This is a genomic window from Anaeromyxobacter dehalogenans 2CP-1 (assembly GCF_000022145.1).
GTDB classification, from domain to species: Bacteria; Myxococcota; Myxococcia; order Myxococcales; family Anaeromyxobacteraceae; genus Anaeromyxobacter; species Anaeromyxobacter dehalogenans.
Genome location: NC_011891.1, coordinates 4,284,207 through 4,304,912 on the forward strand (window position 1 = coordinate 4,284,207; position 20,706 = coordinate 4,304,912).

15 protein-coding genes are annotated in these 20,706 nt (G+C 76.2%); 11 read left to right on the forward strand and 4 right to left on the reverse strand.

The genetic code is table 11. From position 1 onward, the window contains the following. The first annotated feature begins 62 nt into the window (after positions 1 to 62). Entirely contained in the window at positions 63 to 335 is a 273-nt protein-coding gene (locus A2CP1_RS19420; protein ID WP_015934919.1) for a hypothetical protein, read from the forward strand. On the opposite strand, the gene A2CP1_RS19425 is transcribed toward A2CP1_RS19420, so the two are convergent. Together A2CP1_RS19425 and A2CP1_RS19430 are read right to left on the reverse strand one after the other, a co-directional pair. Beyond that, the gene (locus A2CP1_RS19425; protein ID WP_015934920.1) at positions 290 to 2,371 is read right to left on the reverse strand and encodes an amylo-alpha-1,6-glucosidase; all 2,082 of its coding nucleotides are present in this window, start codon (positions 2,369 to 2,371) and stop codon (positions 290 to 292) included. The genes A2CP1_RS19420 and A2CP1_RS19425 overlap by 46 nt on opposite strands. Further along, positions 2,368 to 3,120: an early set domain-containing protein gene (locus A2CP1_RS19430; RefSeq protein ID WP_041450564.1), complete on the reverse strand. Its 753-nt coding sequence runs from the start codon at positions 3,118 to 3,120 to the stop codon at positions 2,368 to 2,370. Before A2CP1_RS19430 ends, A2CP1_RS19425 begins: the two co-directional genes overlap by 4 nt. Positions 3,121 to 3,204: 84 nt before the next feature. Between A2CP1_RS19430 and A2CP1_RS19435 the strand changes: the two genes are divergently transcribed. From A2CP1_RS19435 to A2CP1_RS19445, 3 genes are all read left to right on the forward strand, one after another. After that, the gene (locus A2CP1_RS19435) at positions 3,205 to 4,029 is read left to right on the forward strand and encodes a hypothetical protein (protein ID WP_015934921.1); all 825 of its coding nucleotides are present in this window, start codon (positions 3,205 to 3,207) and stop codon (positions 4,027 to 4,029) included. 203 nt (positions 4,030 to 4,232) lie between these two features. Then, on the forward strand, positions 4,233 to 5,813 hold the full coding sequence (locus tag A2CP1_RS19440) for a methyl-accepting chemotaxis protein (protein ID WP_015934922.1): 1,581 nt from the start codon (positions 4,233 to 4,235) through the stop codon (positions 5,811 to 5,813). Between the two features lie 45 nt (positions 5,814 to 5,858). Next, positions 5,859 to 6,917 carry an NADH:flavin oxidoreductase/NADH oxidase gene (locus A2CP1_RS19445; RefSeq protein WP_015934923.1) on the forward strand — a complete coding sequence of 353 codons (1,059 nt, stop codon included), beginning with the start codon at positions 5,859 to 5,861 and terminating at the stop codon, positions 6,915 to 6,917. Between the two features lie 24 nt (positions 6,918 to 6,941). Here A2CP1_RS19445 and A2CP1_RS19450 read toward each other — a convergent pair whose 3' ends face one another. After that, positions 6,942 to 9,233, reverse strand: a complete 2,292-nt coding sequence (locus A2CP1_RS19450) for a nitric-oxide reductase large subunit (protein WP_015934924.1) — start codon at positions 9,231 to 9,233, stop codon at positions 6,942 to 6,944. Between the two features lie 192 nt (positions 9,234 to 9,425). On the opposite strand from A2CP1_RS19450, the gene A2CP1_RS19455 reads away from it, so the two are divergent. The 6 genes from A2CP1_RS19455 (at position 9,426) to A2CP1_RS19480 (ending at position 17,790) form a co-directional block, all read left to right on the forward strand. Then, positions 9,426 to 10,280: an MBL fold metallo-hydrolase gene (locus A2CP1_RS19455; RefSeq protein ID WP_015934925.1), complete on the forward strand. Its 855-nt coding sequence runs from the start codon at positions 9,426 to 9,428 to the stop codon at positions 10,278 to 10,280. A 58-nt stretch (positions 10,281 to 10,338) separates the two neighbouring features. Continuing rightward, complete coding sequence (locus A2CP1_RS19460; protein WP_015934926.1) at positions 10,339 to 11,508, forward strand: class I SAM-dependent rRNA methyltransferase; 1,170 nt, start codon at positions 10,339 to 10,341, stop codon at positions 11,506 to 11,508. Positions 11,509 to 11,632: 124 nt separating this feature from the next. Further along, a complete protein-coding gene (locus tag A2CP1_RS19465) occupies positions 11,633 to 13,780 on the forward strand; it encodes a cyclic nucleotide-binding domain-containing protein (protein WP_015934927.1) in 2,148 nt (715 codons plus the stop codon). Between the two features lie 10 nt (positions 13,781 to 13,790). After that, a complete protein-coding gene (locus A2CP1_RS19470; protein WP_015934928.1) occupies positions 13,791 to 15,569 on the forward strand; it encodes a sensor histidine kinase in 1,779 nt (592 codons plus the stop codon). A gap of 194 nt (positions 15,570 to 15,763) precedes the next feature. Then, the gene (locus tag A2CP1_RS19475; protein ID WP_015934929.1) at positions 15,764 to 16,441 is read left to right on the forward strand and encodes an O-methyltransferase; all 678 of its coding nucleotides are present in this window, start codon (positions 15,764 to 15,766) and stop codon (positions 16,439 to 16,441) included. A 65-nt stretch (positions 16,442 to 16,506) separates the two neighbouring features. Beyond that, complete coding sequence (locus A2CP1_RS19480) at positions 16,507 to 17,790, forward strand: IS1182-like element ISAde2 family transposase (RefSeq protein ID WP_012633071.1); 1,284 nt, start codon at positions 16,507 to 16,509, stop codon at positions 17,788 to 17,790. Between the two features lie 168 nt (positions 17,791 to 17,958). Here A2CP1_RS19480 and epmA read toward each other — a convergent pair whose 3' ends face one another. Further along, complete coding sequence (gene epmA, locus A2CP1_RS19485) at positions 17,959 to 18,978, reverse strand: EF-P lysine aminoacylase EpmA (protein WP_015934930.1); 1,020 nt, start codon at positions 18,976 to 18,978, stop codon at positions 17,959 to 17,961. A 70-nt stretch (positions 18,979 to 19,048) separates the two neighbouring features. Between epmA and A2CP1_RS19490 the strand changes: the two genes are divergently transcribed. Beyond that, complete coding sequence (locus A2CP1_RS19490) at positions 19,049 to 20,674, forward strand: hypothetical protein (RefSeq protein WP_015934931.1); 1,626 nt, start codon at positions 19,049 to 19,051, stop codon at positions 20,672 to 20,674. Positions 20,675 to 20,706: the final 32 nt, after the last annotated feature.

The window sequence follows — 20,706 nt, forward strand, 5'->3', positions numbered from 1 at the left end:
CACGAGAAGATGGAGGGGCCCCCCGCGCGGCGCCGTCGCCGGGGGATGCGCAGCATGCGGGCATGGCCGAGAACGAGTGGACGGACGGGGCGGCCGACCGGGCGCGCGAGGCGGCCGAGCGGCGCGAGACCGGCGGGGCGAGCGTGCCGGCGGGTGGATCGAAGGGGCCGGGGGACCTGCGGGTGCCGGGCGAGCGGCGCGAGCCTGAGGACGCACCGCCGCGGCGCGCGGGCGTGGTGCCGCCGCCGGAGCGCGAGGAGGCGCCGGAGCTGCTGGGCGAGCAGAGCGACTACCCGATCTCGCGGCCGGATCCCGACCGCGAGCCGGGGTCCTGAGCGCCGGCGCCGGCGACGCGCAGCAGCGTGCGGAGGAGCTCCGCGACGCCCCACGCCTGCGCCACGCAGCCGCGCGGCGTGTACGGCGGCTCGGCGTCGAACACCTCGGAGATCTGCCCGAGGCAGGCGTGGCCGAGCTCGCGAACGAGCCCGTCGAGCGCCCGCCGCGCGCCCTCCAGGTCGCCGGGGTGCACCCGCAGCCAAGCGTCCACCCACGGGCCGATGAGCCAGCTCCACACCGTGCCCTGGTGGTAGGCCGCGTCGCGGGTCCTCAGGTCGCCGTGGTAGGTCGCCTTGTAGTCCGGGTGGTCGCGGGACAGCGACCGCAGCCCCACCGGCGTGAGCAGCCGCTCGCGCACCGTCTCGAGCACAGGCGCCCAGCGCTCGCGGTCGAGCACCGGGCTGGGCAGGGAGATGGCGAGGAGCTGGTTGGGCCGGCACGCGGGGTCGTCCCGCCCGTCCTCGCCGTCCACCACGTCGAAGAGCTGCCGCCCCGGCCCGTTCCAGAAGCGCCGGTTGAAGGACGCGCGGGCGCGCGCCGCCGCCGCTCCCGCGGCCCGGGCCGCCCCGCCCTCCCCCTCCTCCTCGAGCCAGCGCGCCAGGTTCGCGAGCGCGTTGAACCACAGGGCGTTGATCTCGACCGCCTTGCCGCGGCGCGGGGTCACCACCCAGCCCTCCACCTTCGCGTCCATCCAGGTGAGCTGGTAGCCCTGCTCGCCCTGCCGGAGCAGCCCGTCCTCCGGGTCCACCCCGATGCCGAAGCGCGTGCCGCGCTGGTGGTGCGCGACCACGTCCCGGAGCACCGGCAGCAGGCGGCGCAGGAGCTGCCGGTCGCCGGTCGTCCGCACGTACCGGTCCACCGCGTGGAACATCCAGAGCGTCGCGTCGGCGGTGTGGTACAGCCCCGCCGCGTCGCCCTCGGGGAACAGGTTGGGGATGAGCCCGTCGCGCGCGTGGCGGGCGAACGCGCGCAGGATCGCCGCGGCGTCGCGCGCCCGGCCGGTGCAGAGCGCCAGGCCCTCGAGCGAGATCATGGTGTCGCGGCCCCAGTCGGTGAACCAGTGGTAGCCGGCGATCACGGTGCGCGGCGCGTCGCCCTCGGCGCGCGCCTGCGCCTCCTCCTGCACCCGGCCGGCGGGCTCCACCACGAACGCGTCGGCTGCGAGCACCAGCTCGGCCGCGGGACTCTGCCGCGCCGCCTCCGGCGCGCGGGCCAGCAAGGCCTCCCGCCGCGCGCGCTCTGCCCGGAGCGCCTCCTCCGGCGCGAGCGCCGTCACCCGCTCCCACGGCTCGGTGGACGCGACCAGCGTCACCGGCGCCTCGCGCCCGAGGTCCACGCGGAAGCGCCCCGGGCTGAACAGGTCGCCCTGCGTGTCGTAGCCGCGGCTCGCCTCCACCCGGTAGACCACCTCGGCGAGCCGCTCCTCCTCCACCGTGAACGCGGCGCGGGCGCCGTGGAGGACCAGGCGCAGCGGCGGGAAGCGCGGGTCGTCGCCGGCGACCTCGAAGCGCCCGCGCGCCGTCACCAGCCGGTAGGCCGTCACCGGCCCGGACACCGGCGCGTCCTGGGGACGGAAGTGGACGCCGGGCCGCAGCGTGAGCCGCACCGGGCCCTCGCCGTCGAGGAGGCGGTAGGAGACGTGGACCGTGTTCTGGCCGTGCACGAGCACCACGCGCCGCTCCAGCACCAGCCCGCCGAGCCGGTAGGTCCACACCGGCAGCCCGCCCTCCAGCCGGAACGCGCGCAGGTGCTCCGCGCCGTGCAGCGCGAGCCCCACCGAGCGCTCGTCCCCGGCCAGCCGGATGGCCCTGCCGTCGGCGAGCCGGACCCGGTCGGAGAGGTGCGAGAGCATCACCGCGCGCCCGACGCCCGGCAGCGCCGCCACGAGCAGCCCGTGGTAGCGCCGCGTGCAGGCGCCGGCGAGCGTGCCGCTGGCGTAGCCGCCGAGGCCGTTCGCGACCAGCCACTCGCGCTCGAGCAGCGCCTCGGCGCCGTCGCCCGGCGCCCAGCCCTGCCGCACCGGAAGCTCGATCACGCCGCGCCTCCGCCGCCGGCTCGAGCAGCAGCGCGGCGTGCGCCGGCACGAGCCATCCGGCCGCGTCGTCCAGCGCCGGCGTCCCCGCGCCGCCGTAGCGCGGGTCCTCGGTGGAGAGCGCGACGCGCCAGGCGTGCCCCTCCGGCGGCGCGACCAGCGGCTCCGGCAGCGCGTCCGCCTCGAGATCCGGGCCCAGGTTCACGAGCAGGAGCCGGTCGCCCGCGCCGTCGGCGAGCCAGCGGAGCGAGCCCCATGCCGCCCTCGGCGCGCGACCGGAGCAGCGCGGTGTCCTGGGGCTCGTTCTCGGCGACCACCAGGATGCTCCGGCCCGCGGCGACCGCGGCCGCCCGCGCGCGCCGGGCGACGAGCGCCACCACGTGCTCCTCGGAGGCGTCGAACATGCCCTGGGTGGCGTCGAGCCGCAGGCCGTCCACCACCTGCGACGGTCCGTGCGGCCCCTCCGGCTGGAAGCGCGAGGCGGGATCCGGGTAGGCCGCCCCGCCGTCCAGGCGGTAGCGGTAGCGCGCCCCGTCCCCCAGGCCCGGCACCAGCCCCGCGTGCCAGCCGCCGGGCTCGGCCGCGAGCGCGTGGCAGCCGGCGCGCGCGCCCTCGAGGCGCACCTCGACCTGCGCGCAGGTCGGCGCCCACACGCGGAAGTGCACGCCCCCGTCCGCCACCTCGGCGCCGGCGGCGAGCCGGCGGTGCGGGACGGAAGGTGGCGCCTTCGCCGGCGGAGCGTCGATCCTCACGCACGTCACCGTAAGGCGCGCGCCGCCGGACGGCGCCCCGGGCCGCGGCGCCGTGGTTAGCGTGACGTGCGGACGGGGGCGGTCATGACACTCGGGATGATCCGGCGCGGGCGATCGGGCCGGGCGGCGGCGATCGGGGCGGGCGGGCTGGCGGCCGCCTCGGCGCTCGCGTCGCTGGCGTGGTTCCTCTCGCCGGGGCAAGGGGCGGAGCGGCGGGCGCGCGCCACCAGGGCGTTGCGGCAGGCGCCGGGGAAGGCGCGCGCGCAGCTCGAGCGGCTGGAGGTGCGCGCGTCCCTCACGGCGGAGCGCGCGGCCGGGGCGGTCCAGCAGGCCCGCGCCGCCGCCGCGCGGCGCCCCGAGCGGCCGGCCGGCGCCGCGGCGGGCTTCCTGCTCGTGCGCGCGCTCGTCGGGCGCGGGCTGCTCCGCGTCCCGGGCGGCCTCGTGGGCGCGTGGCTGCTGGCGCGGACGGCGTCCGCGCGGCGCGCGTTCGCGGCGACCTCGGGCGCGCTCCGGGCCGCGGCGGCGCGGCTGCGCGGGCTGCGAGGCGGCGGCGCGCCGGCGGCGGGGCACGCGCGGCGCGAGCCGGAGGTGGTCGAGGTGAAGAGCCCCGCCGAGCTGGAGGCCGGGGTGGCGCGTGGGCGGCCGGAGCCCACCTACCGCGATCGTGCCGACCGGAGCGGCCCGCACATGCGGGCCGGCGCCGTTCCCCGCACGCGACGGGCGCCCGCGCCGGCGCTCCACTCGCCGGGCAGCGACGACGTTGCGCCGCGCGCCGACTTCGACGCGCCGGATCCGGGCGCCTCCGTCCGGACCTCCGAGCTCGGCGCCGTCGAGCCGCGAGAAGGCGAGCCCGCGGCGGAGGACGAGGGCGAGCCGGGTGGGCGCGAGCCCACCGGCGACGGCGGGTGACCCGCTGCGCCGCTGCGCCGACCCGGAGGCTCGACCCACCCGCCCCGAGTCGAACCGTACGTACGGGTGAACGCGCACCGAGCGGGGCACAAGTCGTTGAAAACATGTGCTTACGCTCCACGCGGATCTGACCCGTGCGGGATGGCGCACCCATCGGCACGAACCTTCCATTGCGCTCGGGCGGGGAGCCCCTTGGAGGACGGATGCTGCACGCACTCGCCAACCTGTCGATCTCCACCCGCCTTCGCCTGGTGCTGCTCGCCGGCGCCGCCGGCCTGTTCCTGCTCTCGTGGCAGTCGGTCCGCGTGCTGGAGGCGCGCATGCTCGCCGAGCGCCAGGCCAAGGTCCGCGCGCTCGTGGAGGCGGCGCACGCGCTCGTCGAGCACCAGGGCGCCCGCGCCACCCGCGGCGAGATCTCCGCCGAGGAGGCCCGCCGCGCGGCGCTCGAGGCGCTGCGCGCGCTCCGCTACGACGGCGCCGAGTACTTCTGGGTGAACGACCTCGAGCCGCGGATGGTCATGCACCCGACCAACCCGCAGCTCGACGGCCAGGACCTGTCCGGCTACCGGGACCCGAACGGCAAGCTGCTGTTCCAGGAGTTCGTCCGCACGGTGCGCGCGCGCGGCAGCGGCTTCGTGGACTACCTGTGGCCGAAGCCGGGCAGCACGGTGCCGGTGCCGAAGATCTCCTTCGTGACGCAGTACCAGCCCTGGGGCTGGGTCGTCGGCTCGGGCCTGTACGTGGACGACCTCGACGCGGCGGTCCGGAGCGAGGCGCGGCGGGTGCTCGGCACGGGCGCGCTCATCGTGGCGGTGATCCTGGGCGGCGCGGCGCTGGTGGCCCGCGGCGTCCGCCGCTCGCTGGCGCGCGCGGTGAACGCGGCCGGCGCGGTGGCGTCCGGCGATCTCACCGTGCGGATCCCCGACGCGGCGCGGGACGAGCCGGGCCGCGTGCTGGACGCGCTCTCCGGCATGGCCGACCGCCTGTCCGCGGTGGTGGGCGAGGTCCGCGGCGCCTCGGAGTCGATCGCCTCGGCGGCCGAGGAGACGCGCACCGTGGCGGGGACGCTCGCGGAGGCGTCGAGCGGGCAGGCCTCCGACGTGGCCCGCTCCAGCGAGGCGGTCCGCGAGCTGGTCGCCGAGATCGACGGCGCCGCCTCGGAGGCGCGGGCCACCGACGCGCTGGCGCGGCGCGCCGCGGACGACGCCGGCGAGGGCGCCCGGGCGGTGCGCGAGACGGCGCTCGCCATGCGGGCCATCGCCGAGAAGATCGGCGTGGTGGGCGAGATCGCCTACCAGACCAACCTGCTCGCCCTCAACTCGGCCATCGAGGCGGCCCGCGCCGGCGTGCACGGGCGCGGGTTCGCGGTGGTCGCGACCGAGGTGCGGCGCCTGGCCGAGCGGAGCCGCGCCGCCGCGCAGGAGATCGGCGAGCTGGCCGGGGGCAGCGTGGCCGCGGCGGATCGCGCCGCCGAGCTGATCGCGCGCGCGCTGCCCTCCATCGGCGCCACCAGCGAGCGGGTGCAGCGCATCACCGAGGCCGCCGGCCGGCAGCACCAGGCGGCGCGCGCCATCGGCGACGTGCTCCACGGGCTCGCCGGCGCCTCCGAGCGCCAGGCGGCCGCCTCCGAGGAGCTGGCCGGCTCGGCCGCCGCGCTCTCCGACAACGCCGAGGAGCTGGCCCGGACGGTGGGCTGGTTCCGCGTGCCCGAAGGAGGGAGCGCCCTCGCGCCGGTCCCGGCCCGCGTCGAGGCGCCGCGGCGCCCCGGCCGCGAGGCTGCGTGAAAGTGCCGCTTGCGGACGGGGCGCGACGGCGTTCCATTTGAGGGCATGCACCTCTTCAGCCCGCTCGCGCTCCGCTCCGTCACCGTCCGCAACCGCATCGCCGCCTCCCCGATGTGCCAGTACTCGGCCAGCGAGGGCCGGGCCAACGACTGGCATCTCGTCCACCTCGGCGCGTTCGCCACCGGCGGCGTCGGGCTGGTGCTGGTCGAGGCCACCGCCGTCGAGGCCCGCGGCCGCATCTCGCCGCTCGACCTGGGCCTGTGGGAGGACGGGCAGATCGAGCCGCTCGCGCGCATCGTGCGCTTCGCCGAGGGGCAGGGCGCGGCCATGGGCGTCCAGCTCGCCCACGCCGGGCGCAAGGCCTCCACCGCCGCGCCCTGGAGCGGCGGCGGGCCGGTGGCGGCCGCGGACGGCGGCTGGCAGCCGGTGGCGCCGAGCGCGCTGCCGTTCGCGGACGGCTACCCCACCCCCGCGGCGCTCGATCTCGCCGGGATCCGCGGCGTGGTGGACGCGTTCGCGGCCGCCGCCCGCCGCGCGCGCGCCGCGGGCTTCCGGGTGGCGGAGGTCCACGCGGCGCACGGCTACCTCCTGCACCAGTTCCTCTCGCCGCTCACCAACCGCCGCACCGACGCGTACGGCGGCGGCTTCGAGAACCGCACCCGCCTGGTGCGCGAGGTCACCGCGGCGGTGCGCGCCGCCTGGCCGGAAGAGCTCCCCGTGCTGGTCCGCATCTCCGCGACGGACTGGGTGGAGGGCGGCTGGGACGCGGAGCAGTCGGTCGAGCTGTGCCGCGCGCTGAAGGCGCTCGGGGTGGACCTGGTGGACGTCTCCACCGGCGGCCTCGTGCCCGGCGCGAAGATCCCGGTCGGCCCCGGTTACCAGACCGGCTTCGCCGAGCGGATCCGGCGCGAGGCCGGCGTCGCCACCGGCTCGGTCGGCATGATCACGTCGCCCGAGCAAGCGGATCACGTGATCCGCTCCGGCCAGGCCGATCTGGTGCTGCTCGCCCGCGAGCTGCTCCGCGACCCCCACTTCCCGCTCCGCGCGTCGAAGGTGCTGGGCCACGAGGGCCCGTGGCCGAAGCAGTACCTCCGCGCGCGGTAGCGCCGCGGCGGGCGCCGCCGTGGCTCAGGCGCGCCCGCCCGCCCGCGCGTCCTCCTCGGTGACGTCGGTGGCGCCCTCGGCCACGTGGCCGGTGCGGCGCAGCGACCAGCCGGTGGCGAGCCCCAGCACGAACCAGCCCAGCACCACCGCGCCGGCGGCGAACACCGTGTCGCCCGGCACGCGCAGCCAGCGCAGCGTGTTCATGAGCGGGGTCTGCATGAACTCGGCGCTGCGCGCCCACCAGGTGCCGGTCTCGACCGCCGCCCAGGTCTGCAGGATGCCCACCGGCAGCACCGAGATCATCACCATCATCGCCAGCCCCACGTTGATGAGCCAGAACGACCACGCGATGGGGCGCTCCTTCCACGCCGCGCCGGGGCGCAGGGCGCGCAGGCAGAACAGCATCAGCCCGATGCCCAGCATGCCGTAGACGCCGAACAGCGCGGCGTGGCCGTGCACCGGGGTCGTGTTGAGCCCCTGCATGTAGTAGAGCGCGAGGGGCGGGTTGATGAAGAAGCCGAACAGCCCCGCGCCCACCAGGTTCCAGAACGCGACCGAGACGAAGAAGTAGATCGGCCAGCGGTACGCGCTCACCCAGGTCCGCGCCCGGGTGAGCCGGATGTTCTGCCAGACCTCGAGGCCAACCAGCGTGAGCGGGACCACCTCGAGCGCGCTGAACGTGGCGCCGAGCGCCATCACCGAGGACGGCGTGCCGGCGAAGTAGTTGTGGTGGAACGTGCCGACGATCCCGCCCGCCAGGAACACGGTGGTGGAGAAGAACGTCGCGCGCGTCGCCTTCTCCGGGTGGAGCAGCCCGAGGCGCACGAACAGGAACGCGATCACCACCGTCGCGAACACCTCGAAGAAGCCCTCGACCCACAGGTGCACCACCCACCAGCGCCAGTACTCCACCACCGCGAGGTTGGTGGTGCGGCCGTACATGAGCCCGGCGCCGTAGAACAGCGCGATGGCGAGGCTGGAGAGGACGAACAGGAGCAGGAGCGGCCGCGTGGCGCTCGGGCGCCGCAGGGCCGGCCAGAGCGCCCGGAGCATGAGGCCGAGCCACAGGAACAGGCCCACGAACAGGAAGATCTGCCAGAAGCGCCCCAGGTCCACGTACTCGTAGCCCTGGTGGCCGAACCAGTACCAGCTCTCGCCGGGGAGCCGCTGCATCACCGACAGCCACTGCCCGGCGAGCGAGCCGATCACGATGACGAGCAGCGAGACGAACAGCAGGTTCACGCCGAGGCGCTGCCCCGGCGCCTCGGTGCCGGACACCGCCGGCCCCATGTACAGGCCGGTCGCGAGCCAGGCGGTCGCGATCCAGAAGATGCCGAGCTGCGTGTGCCAGGTGCGGGTCACCGAGTACGGCAGGATCTCGGCGAGCGGGAAGCCGTACAGCTTCGAGCCCTCCACGCCGTAGTGCGCGGTGAGCGCGCCGAGCGCGATCTGCACCACCAGGAGCGCGGCCGCCACCCAGAAGTACTTCACGGTGGCGCGCTGGCTCGGCGTCGGGTTCAGCCCGAACAGCGGGTCGCGCAGCGGCAGCTCGTCCGCGGCGACCTCCGGCTCCTTGCGGCTCCCGTGGTACCAGGCGAGCGCGCCGATCCCGGCGAGCAGCAGCACGAAGGAGATGACGCTCCAGACCACCGCCTGGCCGGTGGGGCGGTTCCCGACGAGCGGGTCGTGCGGCCAGTTCTGCGTGTACGTGACCTGCTCGCCGGGGCGGTCGGTCACCGCGGCCCACGCCGTCCACCAGAAGAACGCGGCCATGTCGCGCGCGCGCGCCGGGTCGGTCAGCGCACCGGCCGGGATCGCGTACGCGTCCACGCCGTCGCGGAACACCGAGGCGTAGTGGCGCGCCAGCTCCTCGAACGCCGCGGCGCGCTCCGGGCCGACGCGGATGGTGCGGGCGTCCTCGCTGTAGGTGTTCTCGTGCAGCGTGGTGCGCAGCCGCTCGCGCAGCGCCGCCTGGCGCTCCGGCGACAGCGCCGCGTAGCGGCCCCCACCCTCCGCCCGCGCCCACGTGTCGAGGATCGCGTTCGCCTCGCGGTGCAGCCAGTCCGCCGTCCAGTCCGGCGCCACGTACGCGCCGTGCCCCCACACCGAGCCGACCTCCTGGCCGCCGATCGACTGCCACACGTTCTGCCCGCGCAGGATCGCGCTGCCCTCGATCACGGTCGTGCCGCCCGGCCCGATCACGCGCTCCGGCAGCGGCGGCGCGGACGAGCGGATGCGGGGCGCGTAGCCGCCCAGGATGGCGAACGAGCCGGCGAGGACGATGAACAGCGCGATCCAGTGGGCACGATAGGGCACGGCGGACACCTCCGGCTGCAAGGTGGGTCCCGCGCTCGGGGTGGGCAGCGGGGACGCACGCGGGGTGCGGGCAATCTGGCGCCCGTCTCCACGCCGCGCCCGACCCTCTCGGGCCTCCACCGTACGTGATGGCTGCGCGCGCCGCCTCGCCGGGCGATCCGGCGGACGCGCGCGTGGTGTAGCGTTCGTTTCATGCGCGTCGGCAGGTACGAGATCGCGAGCCTGGTGGACGCACGGTACGCGGTGGACGGCGGTGCGCTGTTCGGGGTGGTGCCCCGGCCGCTCTGGGAGCGGCAGCTCGCGCCGGACGCCCGGCACCGCGTGCCGCTCGTGTCCCGCTGCCTGGTGGCGGTGGACCGCGGCGCGGGCCGGGTGGTGCTCGTGGACGTGGGCCTCGGCGACCGCTGGGACGCGCGGCGGCTCGAGCGCCACGCGGTGGACCGCGCCGGCGCCGGGCTGGACGCGGGGCTGGCGCGGCTGGGCCTGGCGCGCGGCGACGTGACCGACGTGCTCCTCACGCACCTCCACCTCGATCACGCCGGCGGCCTGGTGCGGCTCGACGCGGGCGGCGCGCCGCGGCTGGCGTTCCCGCGCGCCGTGCATCACCTGCAGCGCCGCGCGTGGCACTGGGCCCACTCGCCCAGCGAGAAGGACGCGCGCGGCTTCCTGCCCGAGGACTTCGAGCCGCTGGAGCGGTCGGAGCAGCTGCACCTCGTCGAGGGCGAGCTGCAGCTCTTCCCGGGCCTGGACCTGGTGGTCTCGGAGGGCCACACCGCCGGTCTGCAGCTGCCGCGCTTCGAGGGGGACGACGGCTCGCACCTCGTGTTCGCGGGCGACCTCATCCCCACCCACCTGCACCTCCGCCCCGCCTGGATCTCGGCCTGGGACGTGCAGCCGCTCCTCTCGCTCGAGGAGAAGCGGGTGCTGATGGCCGAGGCGCTGGAGGACGACGGCGTGGTCGTGTTCGGCCACGACGCGCAGATGGCCGCCTGCCGGCTGCAGGAGGCGGACGGCCTGCCGGCGTTCCGGGAATCGGTCGAGCTGTAGCGGGCCTGCGCCGGTCTCCGCTGGCGCCGGAGCGCGTCCTCGGGTACGGAGTGCCGCCATGGACGAGCGGAAGGTGACGGTCACGCGCCGCGGCGCCGAGCGGATCGCCCGGGGCCACCTCTGGATCTACCGGACGGACGTGGAGAAGGCCCCGGCGGGCGCCGAGGCGGGCGACGTGGTGGCGCTGGTGGACGGGCGCGGGCGGTTCCTGGGGAAGGCGTTCTGGTCGGCGCGCTCCAAGATCGCGCTGCGGCTCGTCACCCGCGACGAGGTCCCGGTGGACGAGGCCTTCCTCGCCGCGCGCCTGTCGGACGCCATCGCGCTGCGGCGGCGCGTCTTCGGCGAGGAGCGCTTCGTGCGGCTGGTGCACGGCGAGGCCGACCTGTTCCCGGGCCTGGTGGCGGACCGCTACGGCGACGTGGGGGTGGTGCAGACGCTCGTGCCCGCCACCGACCGGCGCAAGGGGCTCATCGCCGAGCTGCTCGCGGGCGCGCTCGACCTGCGCACGGTGGTGGAGCGGAACGACGTGCGCGTGCGCGAGCTCGAGGGGCTGGAGCAGGTGAAGGGCGTGGTGCGCGGCCCTGCGCCCGGGCCGCTCGAGTACCGCGAGGGCGAGGTCCGGATGCGGCTGGACGTGCTCGCCGGCCAGAAGACCGGCGCGTTCCTCGACCAGCGCGAGAACCACCTGCGCGCCGGGGAGTACGCCACCGGCCGCTGCCTGGACTGCTTCAGCTACGCGGGCGGCTTCGCGCTCCACCTCGCGCGCCGCGCCGAGCGCGTCACCGCGGTGGAGATGCAGCCGGTCGCGGCCGGGCTCCTGCGCGAGAACGCGGCGCTGAACCGCGCCGAGAACCTGGAGGTCGTCGAGGAGAACGCCTTCGACTACCTGCGCGACCGCTCCGAGGAGGAGCCCGCCTTCGACCTGGTGGTGCTCGACCCGCCCGCGTTCGCGAAGAACAAGGAGTCGCTGCCGGCGGCGCGGCGCGGGTACAAGGAGGTGAACCTCCGCGCGCTCCAGGTGCTGGTGCCGGGCGGCATCCTGGTGACCGCCTCGTGCAGCTATCACCTGTCCCCCGAGATGCTGGAGGAGCTGGTGCTCGACGCCGCCAACGACGCCGGGCGCCGCGTGCAGGTGCTCGAGCGGCGCGGCGCCGGCCGAGACCACCCCGAGCTCGCCGGCGTGCCGGAGACCCGGTATCTGAAGGCCCTGTTCCTGCGGGTGCTGTGAGGCGCTTCCGCCGGCCCCCCGTCCGCCCGGCCGCCGGGGGCGCGCACGCAGGGACCGGGTGCGCTTTCGCGCGCACCCTGGACGCGCTAGCATCGTAGGCCCCCGCCGAGGAGGCGCCCACCGGATGGCCATCCGGCCACAGGACCTGTCCCGCCCGCCCGGCCCCGCGCTGGAGCGCGGCCCCCTGCTCGCCCGCATGGACGCGGCGGGCCGCGAGCGGCTGCTGGCCCGGGCCGAGCGGCTCACGTTCGCCGCGCGCACGCGCGTGCACGGGGACGCCGACGCGGGGCGCCACCTGTACCTGATCCTGGAGGGCACCGCGACGCTCCGGCGCGAGCAGCTCGCGCTGCGCCGGCTCGGGCCGGGCGACCACTTCGGCGAGCTGGCGGGGCTGGGCGGGCGGCACCGGGGCGAGACGGTGATCTCCGACGGCCCGCTCACCGTGGCGCGCCTGTCCCCGGCCGCGCTCGCCGACCTGGAGCGCGAGGCGCCCGCGGTCGCGACCCAGCTCGCCATCGGCGTGGCGGCGGCGCTCGCCGAGGACCTCGAGCGCGTGAGCGGCGACATGGACCTGCTGCTGCGCGGCCGCTCGCTGCCGCGCGCGCAGGAGGTCACGGTCCAGGTGATGGGCGAGGCGCGCCGGATCCGCACCGGCACGCGCGTGCGCGACCTGCTGCCCGAGGCCATCGAGGGGGACCTGGTGGTGGCGGGGCTGCTCGGGCAGAAGCCGGTGTCGCTCGCGACGCCGGTGTTCACCGACACCACGGTGGCGCCGCTCACCGTCTCGCACTGGGAGGGGCGCCAGGTCTACGCCCACTCGCTCGGGCTGGTGCTGCTGGAGGCCGCGCACCAGGTGGCGCCGGCGCTGCGGGTGCGCATGGGCCCGTCGCTCGGGGTGCGCCAGCTCGTGGTGGTGGAGGGCGCGGGCGGGGAGGATCGCGCCGCGCTGGCGGCGCGCCTCGCGGCCGGGATGGAGCGGATCGTCGCCGCCGACGCGCCGTTCCGGAGCGAGTACTGGTCCACCGACGAGGCGCAGGGGTGGTTCCTGGAGCGCGGCTGGAGCGACGCCGCCCGGCTGCTGCGCGTCCGCCGGCAGGCCACGGTCCGCCTGGTCTCCTGCGGCGACGTGTACGCGCTGTCCATGGGGCCGCTGCTGCCGTCCACCGGGGCGCTGCACGGCTGGACGCTGGAGCCGGCGGACGGCGACGACGGCCTGCTGCTCGACCTCGGCCGGCTCGACCCGCGCAACGGCCACGGCGCGACCCCGCGCCCGCGGCCGCGCCGGGCCGGCGACATGGTCCGCGACCACCGGGCCTGGCTCGACGCCATGGACGTCACCAGCGTGGGCGCGTTCAACGACCTGTGCATCTCCGGCCAGGTGACGCAGCTCATCCGCGTGGCGGAGGGCTTCCACGAGAAGCGGATCGGCCAGATCGCCGACGCCATCGCGGCGGGGCGCGAGCGGATCCGGATCATCTCCATCGCCGGCCCGTCGTCGTCGGGCAAGACCACGTTCATCAAGCGGCTCACCGTCCAGCTGCAGATCGACGGCGTGAACCCGGTGGGCATCTCGCTCGACGACTACTACGTGGACCGCGAGAAGACCCCGCGCGACGCCCGCGGCGAGTGGGACTTCGAGGCGCTGGAGGCGCTCGACCTGCCGCTCCTGCAGGACCACGTCCGCCGGCTGCTCGCCGGCGAGGCGGTGCGCACGGCGCACTACCACTTCCTCACCGGCCGGAGCCACCCGGAGGGCGGGCCGGTGATCCAGCTCCGCCCGGGCGACGTGCTCATGCTGGAGGGGATCCACGGCCTGAACCCGCGGCTGCTCGGCGCCATCCCGCGCGCGGGCGAGTTGTTCCGCGTGTTCGTGCACCCCGCCACCACGCTCCCGTTCGACCGGCTCACGCGCGTGTCGGCTACCGACCTCCGCCTGCTGCGCCGGATCATCCGCGACCGCCACCACCGCGGCTACTCCGCGGCGGACAACATCGTGCGCTGGCCGTCGGTGCAGGCGGGGGAGCGCGAGCACATCTTCCCGTACCAGGACGAGGCCGAGGCGGTGTTCGACACCTCGCTCATCTACGAGCCCGCCGTCCTGAAGGTCTACGCGGAGCGCTACCTGCTGGAGGTCCCGCCGGACCACCCGGCCTTCCCGACCGCGCACCGGCTCCGCTACCTGGTGGACCGCTTCGTCTCCATCTACCCGGACCACGTCCCGCCGACCTCGCTCATCCGCGAGTTCATCGGCGGGAGCGGGTTCGAGTACTGAGAGGTCTCCCGTGCCGCCGACTCCGGATCGCCGACGGCTCCTCGAACGGCTGGGCGCGCTGCTGGACGACGCGGCGCGGAGGGGATCGCTCCCCGAGGCCGCCACGCTGCGCGACGGGCTGCGCACGCTCGCCGAGGACCAGGCGGTCGCCGAGGCGGTGGCGGACAGCGCCGGCACGCTGGTGGTGGTGCTCGATCGCGAGGGGCGCGTGGTCCGCTGGAACCGCACCTGCACGCGGGTGACCGGCTGGCGCGCGGGCGAGATCGTCGGCCGGCCGTTCTGGGACGTGCTGCTGCTGCCCGAGGAGCGCGACGGGATCCGCAAGGCGTTCTCGCGGATGCTCGCCCGGGACTTCCCGAACCAGCAGGAGGTGCACTGGCGCACCCGCGACGGCGAGGCGCGCCTCATCGCCTGGTCCAACGCCGCGCTGTTCGACGCCGCCGGCGAGGTGGACCGCATCGTCTCGACCGGCATCGACGTGACCGACCGCACCCGGGCCGAGACGGCGCTGCGCCGGCAGGCGCGCCGGCTGGAGGCGCTGGCCGAGGCCTCCCGCGTGTTCGCGGCCGGGCTCGACTACAAGACCACGCTCGACACCGTGGCGCGGCGGCTCTCCGAGCTCATCGGGGACGGCGCGCTCATCCGCGTGGTCTCCGAGGACGGCGAGTGGCTGGTGCCGGTGGCCGTCTACCACCCGTCCCCCGAGCGCGCCGCGCTGCGCCGCAGGGTGCTGCTCGCGTCCCCGCAGCGCACCGGCGAGGGCATCACCGCCGGCGTCCTCGCCTCCGGGAAGCCCCTGCGCATCCCGCACCTCACCCGCGAGATCATCCGCAACGAGATGAAGCCGGAGTACCTGCCCTACCTCGAGGGCGTCTCCAGCCTGCTCATCGCGCCGCTGGAGCAGCGCCGCACCGTGGTCGGGCACCTCACGCTCATGCGCGACGCGGGCGGCGCCCCGTACACCTCGGAGGACGAGGCGCTGCTCGAGGACCTCGCCCACCGGGCCGCGCAGGCGCTCGAGAACGCGCGGCTCTACGGCGAGGCGCAGGCGGCGGTGGCCGCCCGCGACGAGTTCCTCTCCATCGCCTCGCACGAGCTGCGCACCCCGCTCACCGCGCTGCGCCTCGCGCTCGAGAACATGCGCCGGGTGGCGAGCCGCGAGGCGCTCGAGTCGCTCCCGGCCGCCTACGTCGAGCGCGTGCTCGCCACCGCCGAGCGGCAGGGGCAGCGGCTCGAGAAGCTGGTGGCCGCGCTGCTCGACGTGTCGCGGATCCACATGGGCCGGCTGGAGCTCGAGATCGAGGACGTGGACCTCGGCCACGCGGTGTCCGAGGCGGTCGCGCAGGTGGAGGACGAGGCGGCGCAGGCGGGCTCGCAGGTGACCGTGCAGGGGGAGCCGGTGCGCGGCCGCTGGGACCGGCTGCGCATCTCGCAGGTGGCGACGAACCTGCTCTCCAACGCGGTGAAGTACGGGGCCGGCAAGCCGGTGGAGGTCTCGTTCGGCACGCGCGACGGGCGCGCGTACCTGCGGGTGCGCGACCAGGGCATCGGCATCGACCCGGCCGACCAGCGGCAGATCTTCGAGCGCTTCGAGCGGGCGGTGTCGTCGCGCAACTACGGCGGGCTCGGGCTGGGCCTGTACATCGTGAAGCGGATCGTGGAGGCGCACGGCGGGGCGGTCCGGGTCGAGAGCGCGCCGGGCGAGGGCGCCGCGTTCGAGGTGACGCTGCCGCTCCGGCCGGCCGTGCCGCTCCCGGGCGGCGAGGCCGCGCCGCCGGTGCAGCACTGACGCGCCCTTCCCGCCGAGGGCAGCGCGCCGCCAGGCGCGCCCGCGGGGACTTCGCGCGAGCCCGCGCAGGCGGGCGCGCGGGGTCACGGGCCCCGCGCAGCCGGAGCGGGGCCGCGACGGCTCCGCCGGCGGGGCGAGGGCGCAGCCCTCGGGGGTGATTGCCCCACGGCCGCGGCCGCGGCACATCCCGCTCCATGGGATCACCTGACGTGAAGGCGTTCGGCGCGGCGGACCCGGAGCTGGCGGCCTGGGCCGCGGCCACCTACCGGCCCGAGGACGAGGTGCTGCGCGGCATCCGCGAGCGCTCGATCGCCGCGGGCCTGCCGGCCATCCAGGTCGGCGCCATGGATGGGCTCCACCTCGAGGTGCTGGCGCGCGCCTGCGGCTGGCGGAGCGCGGTGGAGATCGGTACGCTCGGCGGCTACAGCGGCGTCTGCCTGCTCCGCGGCATGGGCGAGCGCGGGCGCCTGGACACGTTCGAGCTCGACCCCGGGCGCGCCGCCCTGGCGCGCCGCCACTTCGAGGAGGCCGGCGTGGCGGACCGGGTGCGGGTGCACGTGGGCCCGGCGCTGGAGCGGCTGGCGGCCGTCGAGGCCGAGGGGCCGTTCGACGTGGTGTTCATCGACGCGGACAAGAAGGGCTACCCGGCCTACCTGGACTGGGCCGCCGAGCACCTGCGCGTGGGCGGTGCCGTGCTCGCCGACAACACCTTCGGCTTCGGGCAGGTGCATCGGGCCCGCCCTCAGGGCGAGGACCCCGAGGCCATGGAGGCGCTGCGGACCTTCAGCGCACGGCTCGCGCAGGGCGGCCGCTTCCGCGCCACGCTGCTGCCCACCGGCGAGGGGCTCTCGCTCGGCGTGAAGGTGCGCTGAGAGAGCGTGAAGGAATCGGCCGGTGCCCCATGGACTGGGGCCGCCGGCCGTGATCTTCTCGGGGCGTGAGCGAACACGACGCGCCGCGGGTGGTGAGGCCGGTCCGAAATCAACTCTCGCTGCAGCCGACGGACCTCGAAGCGCTGGTCCCGGACGAGCACCCGGTTCGCGCCATCTGGACGTTGGTCGAGCGGCTGGACCTGTCGGCGTTCTACGACGAGATCGCGTCGCGCGGCAGCAATGCTGGGCGGCCAGCAACGGACCCGGCGGTGCTGCTCGCGCTGTGGCTGTTCGCCAACTCGGAGGGCGTGGGGAGCGCGCGGTTGCTCGAGCGGCTGTGCGAGCGGGACGCGCCCTACCGCTGGATCTGCGGCGGGGTGCCGGTGAACCACCATACGCTCGCCGACTTTCGCGTGGAGCACGGGAAGAAGCTCGACCGGCTCATGACGCAGGTGCTGGCCGCGCTCATGAAGGAAGGCGTGGTGCAGCTCCGGCGCGTGGCGCAGGACGGGATGAAGGTCCGGGCGAGCGCCGGCGCGGCGAGCTTCCGGCGTCGTCAGTCACTGGAGCGCTGCCGCAAAGAAGCCGAGGAACAGGTCCGAAAGCTCAGGCGCGAGATCGAGAGCGATCCGTCAGCTTCGACGAAGCGTGTGCAGGCTGCGAAGGAGCGGGCCGCGCAAGCTCGGCTCGATGCCGTCGAGGCCGCACTTGCGGAGGTCGAAGTCGTCGAGAAGCAGCGCGTCGAGCGAGACGAGAAGAAGCCCTCGGACGCGAGGCGTCGCGGCGAGATCCGCGTCAGCACCACGGACGCGGAGAGCCGCGTGATGAAGATGGCGGACGGTGGGTTCCGGCCCGCCTACAACGTGCAGTTCGCGACGGACGAGAGCGGTGTCATCGTGGGCACCGACGTCACGAACAACGGTACCGACCAGCCGCACGTCGTGCCGATGCTCGACGAGATCCGGCGCCGAACGGGCGAGACGCCACGCGAGTACCTGGTCGACGGTGGCTTCGTGACGCTCGACAACATCGAGGCCATCGCAGAGCGGGGCGCGACTCCGTATGCGCCGCTGCCGAAGCCGAAGAGCAAAGCCGTCGATCCGCACGCTCCGAAGCGCAACGACACACCTGCGATCGGGGCCTGGCGCGTGCGGATGGGGACAGAGGACGCCAAGCGCGTCTACGTGCAGCGCGGCGTCCTCGCCGAGAGGACGAACGCAGATCTCCGTGTGCACCGGCGACTCGACCGGCTGAACGTCCGAGGGCTGGTAAAGGTGAAGACGATCGTGCTGCTCGCCGCGATCAGCTTCAACATCATGCGTCTCGTCGCGAGCAGACTCTCGGCCTAATCGCCTCCGGACGGGACTCCCGGCGCCGGACCGAGCTCCGCCGGCTGAACGAGCCCTCCGACGCCCCTGCGTCCCCGAAGGTGGGCGCGTCTCGACCCCGGGCGCCTGCCCGCGCCGCTTCCCTCAGCGCGGACGGATTACTTCACGGTCCCTGAGCGGGCCCGGGGCTCAGTCCCAGAAGCCGTGCGCGGGGAAGAGCAGCACGTCCTCGATGGACGCGCCGCCGGTGAGCAGCATGAGCACCCGGTCGAAGCCGACCGCCACGCCGCCGGCCTCGGGCATGCGCCCCACCGCCTCCAGGAACCGCTCGTCGAGCGGGTACGCGGGCCGGCCGAGCCTGCGCCGGAGCGCCTGCTCCTCCACGAGCCGCGCCCGCTGCTCGCGCGCGTCGGTCAGCTCGGTGAACCCGTTCGCGAGCTCGAGCCCCCCTGCGTACAGCTCGAACCGCTCCGCCCAGCGCGGGTCGCCGGCCTTCACCTTCGACAGCGCGGCCATCGAGGCGGGCCAGTCCACCAGCCAGGTGGGCCGGTCCACGCCGAGGCGCGGCTCCACCGCGTCGAGCATCACCCGGAAGAAGACGTCGTCGAACGGCTCGCCGGGCGGGCCGGGATCGTGCCCGGCCTCCCGCGCCGCGCGGGCCAGCCGGTCCGCGTCGCCGGCGCACGCCTCCAGGTCCACGCCGGCGTGGCGCCGGAACGCCTCGGCGACCGTGAGCGTCTCGAACGGCGCCCCCAGCCACAGCGCCCGGCCGTTCCGCGTCACGCGCGGCTCGCCGCCGGGCAGGAGCGCGCGGGCGGCGCCCTCCAGCAGCGCCTCCAGGTCGGCCATCATCCCCCGGTAGTCCGTCCCGGCCCGGTAGAACTCGAGCATGGTGAACTCCGGGTTGTGGGTGCGCGAGACCTCGCCGTTGCGGAACACCCGGGCGAGCTGGAACACCCGCTCGAAGCCATCGGCGAGCAGCCGCTTCATGGCGTACTCGGGGCTGTTCTGGAGCCACAGCGGCCGCGACGCCCCGCCGCCCTCCGGCACGAAGGTGGCCTGGAACGCGTCGATGTGCGGCTCCATGCCCGGCGCGGGCACCAGGGACGGCGTCTCCACCTCTTCGTACCCGAGGCCGCCCAGGATCCGGCGCACCTCGGCGGAGAGGCGGGCCCGCGCCCGGGCGGCCTCCCTGCGGCGATCGCTCATGCGGCGGACTCTACCGCCGCGCCCTCCCGTGCGCGCGAGAACCCGCGCGCCGCGCTAAGATCCCCGCCTCGTGAAGCGCCTCCGCCCGATCCCCGCCCTGCTCGCCGTGCCGCTCGCGCTGCTCGCCGCGTGCGCGCACCGCGCGCCCGCCACCCCCCCGACGCCGGCGACCGCCGCGCCGCCGTCGCCCGAGCCGGGCAGCGCCGCCACCACCGCCGCGCTCGCGCCGCTGCGGGCCGGCGCCGACGCGGTGCTGCGCGCGCAGGCGGAGGCGTACTGGGAGGTGTTCACGAAAGGTGCGGACGCGGACCCGGCGGGCGCCTGGAAGGGCCACGAGGACCTGCTCGCGGATCCGGCGCTCGCGGCGGCGCGGGCGGCGGTGGAGGCCGAGCGCGGCGACGGGCGACGGGCCGCGGCGTACCTGCGCGCCTGGCTCGTCGGCGAGCGGCTGGCGCGCGACCTCGCCGAGCCGGTGCGGCGCGTCGCCGAGGCGCGCACCGCCGCGCACTTCCGCTGGGCCGGGCACGAGGTGCCGGTGCGCGAGTCGGCCGCGCTGCTCGCGGCGGAGCCCGAGCCCGCCCGCCGCCGCGCGCTCGCCGAGGCCGCCGCCCAGGCCGCGAGCCCGGTCGCGCCGCTGATCGAGGCGCGCGACGCCCGGCTCGCGGCCGCTGCCCGGACGCTCGGCTATCCGTCGCCGGAGGCGCTCGCGACCGACCTGCGCGGCGAGTCCCCCGCGGTGCTGGGCGCGCTCGCCGACGCGGTGCTCGCCCGGACCGACGCGACCTGGCGCGCGCTCGTCGCCGACCTGGCCGGGCGCGAGGGGATGGCGCCGGAGGCGGTCCGGGCCCGCGACCTGCCGCGGCTGGTGCGCCCGGCGGCGCCCGCGTCCGCGTTCCCGGCCGGCAAGGCGCTCGACGCCGGCGCGGCGATCCTGTCCGGCCTGGGCCTCGACCTCGCGGCCCAGCGCAACCTGCTCCTCGACGCGGCGGCGCGGCCCGGCAAGCTGCCTCACGCCATCGCGCTGCCGGTGGACCCGCCGCGCGACGTGCGGCTCTCCGCGGCGCCGGTCTCGGGCATGGAGGCGCTCCGCGGCGTGCTCCACGAGCTGGGCGCGGCGCTCGCCTACGCGCACGTGGCGCCCCAGGCGCCGCTCGAGTTCCGGCGGCTCGGCCCGGGCGCGGTGAGCGGCGCGTGGGCCATCCTGCTCGAGGAGGTGGCCGGCGCGCCGCAGTGGCTCGAGGCGCAGGGCCTCGACGCCGACCAGGCGCGCGCCGAGGCGCGCAGCGCCGCCGCGCGCCGGCTCATGCGCACCCGCGAGGCGGCCGCCCGCGTGCTCGCGGCGCTCGCGCCGGCCGGCCCCGCCGGCGCCGAGGCCCGCGCCGCGCTCCCCGCGCGCGCCTACGGGTGCCCGGTGGAGGAGCCGGACCTCGCGGCCTGGCGGCTCGAGCCCGATCCGCTGCTGCGCTCCGCCGAGGCGCTCCGCGCCGAGCTGCTCGCCGCGCAGGCCGAGCAGTTCCTCGCCGGCCGCGCCGCGGCGCCGGCCTGGTGGGGCTCGCCGGCGGCCGGCGCGTGGCTGGTGCGCACCTGGGCGGACGGCACGCGGCGCACGCCGGAGGAGCTGTCGCTGGCCATGGGCATGCCCGGCCTCGACGCGGCCGCGCTCGACCAGGTGGTGCGGGCGAGGACCGGGCTGTAGCGCCGCGGCCGGGCTGCCGCGCGCGCGACGGA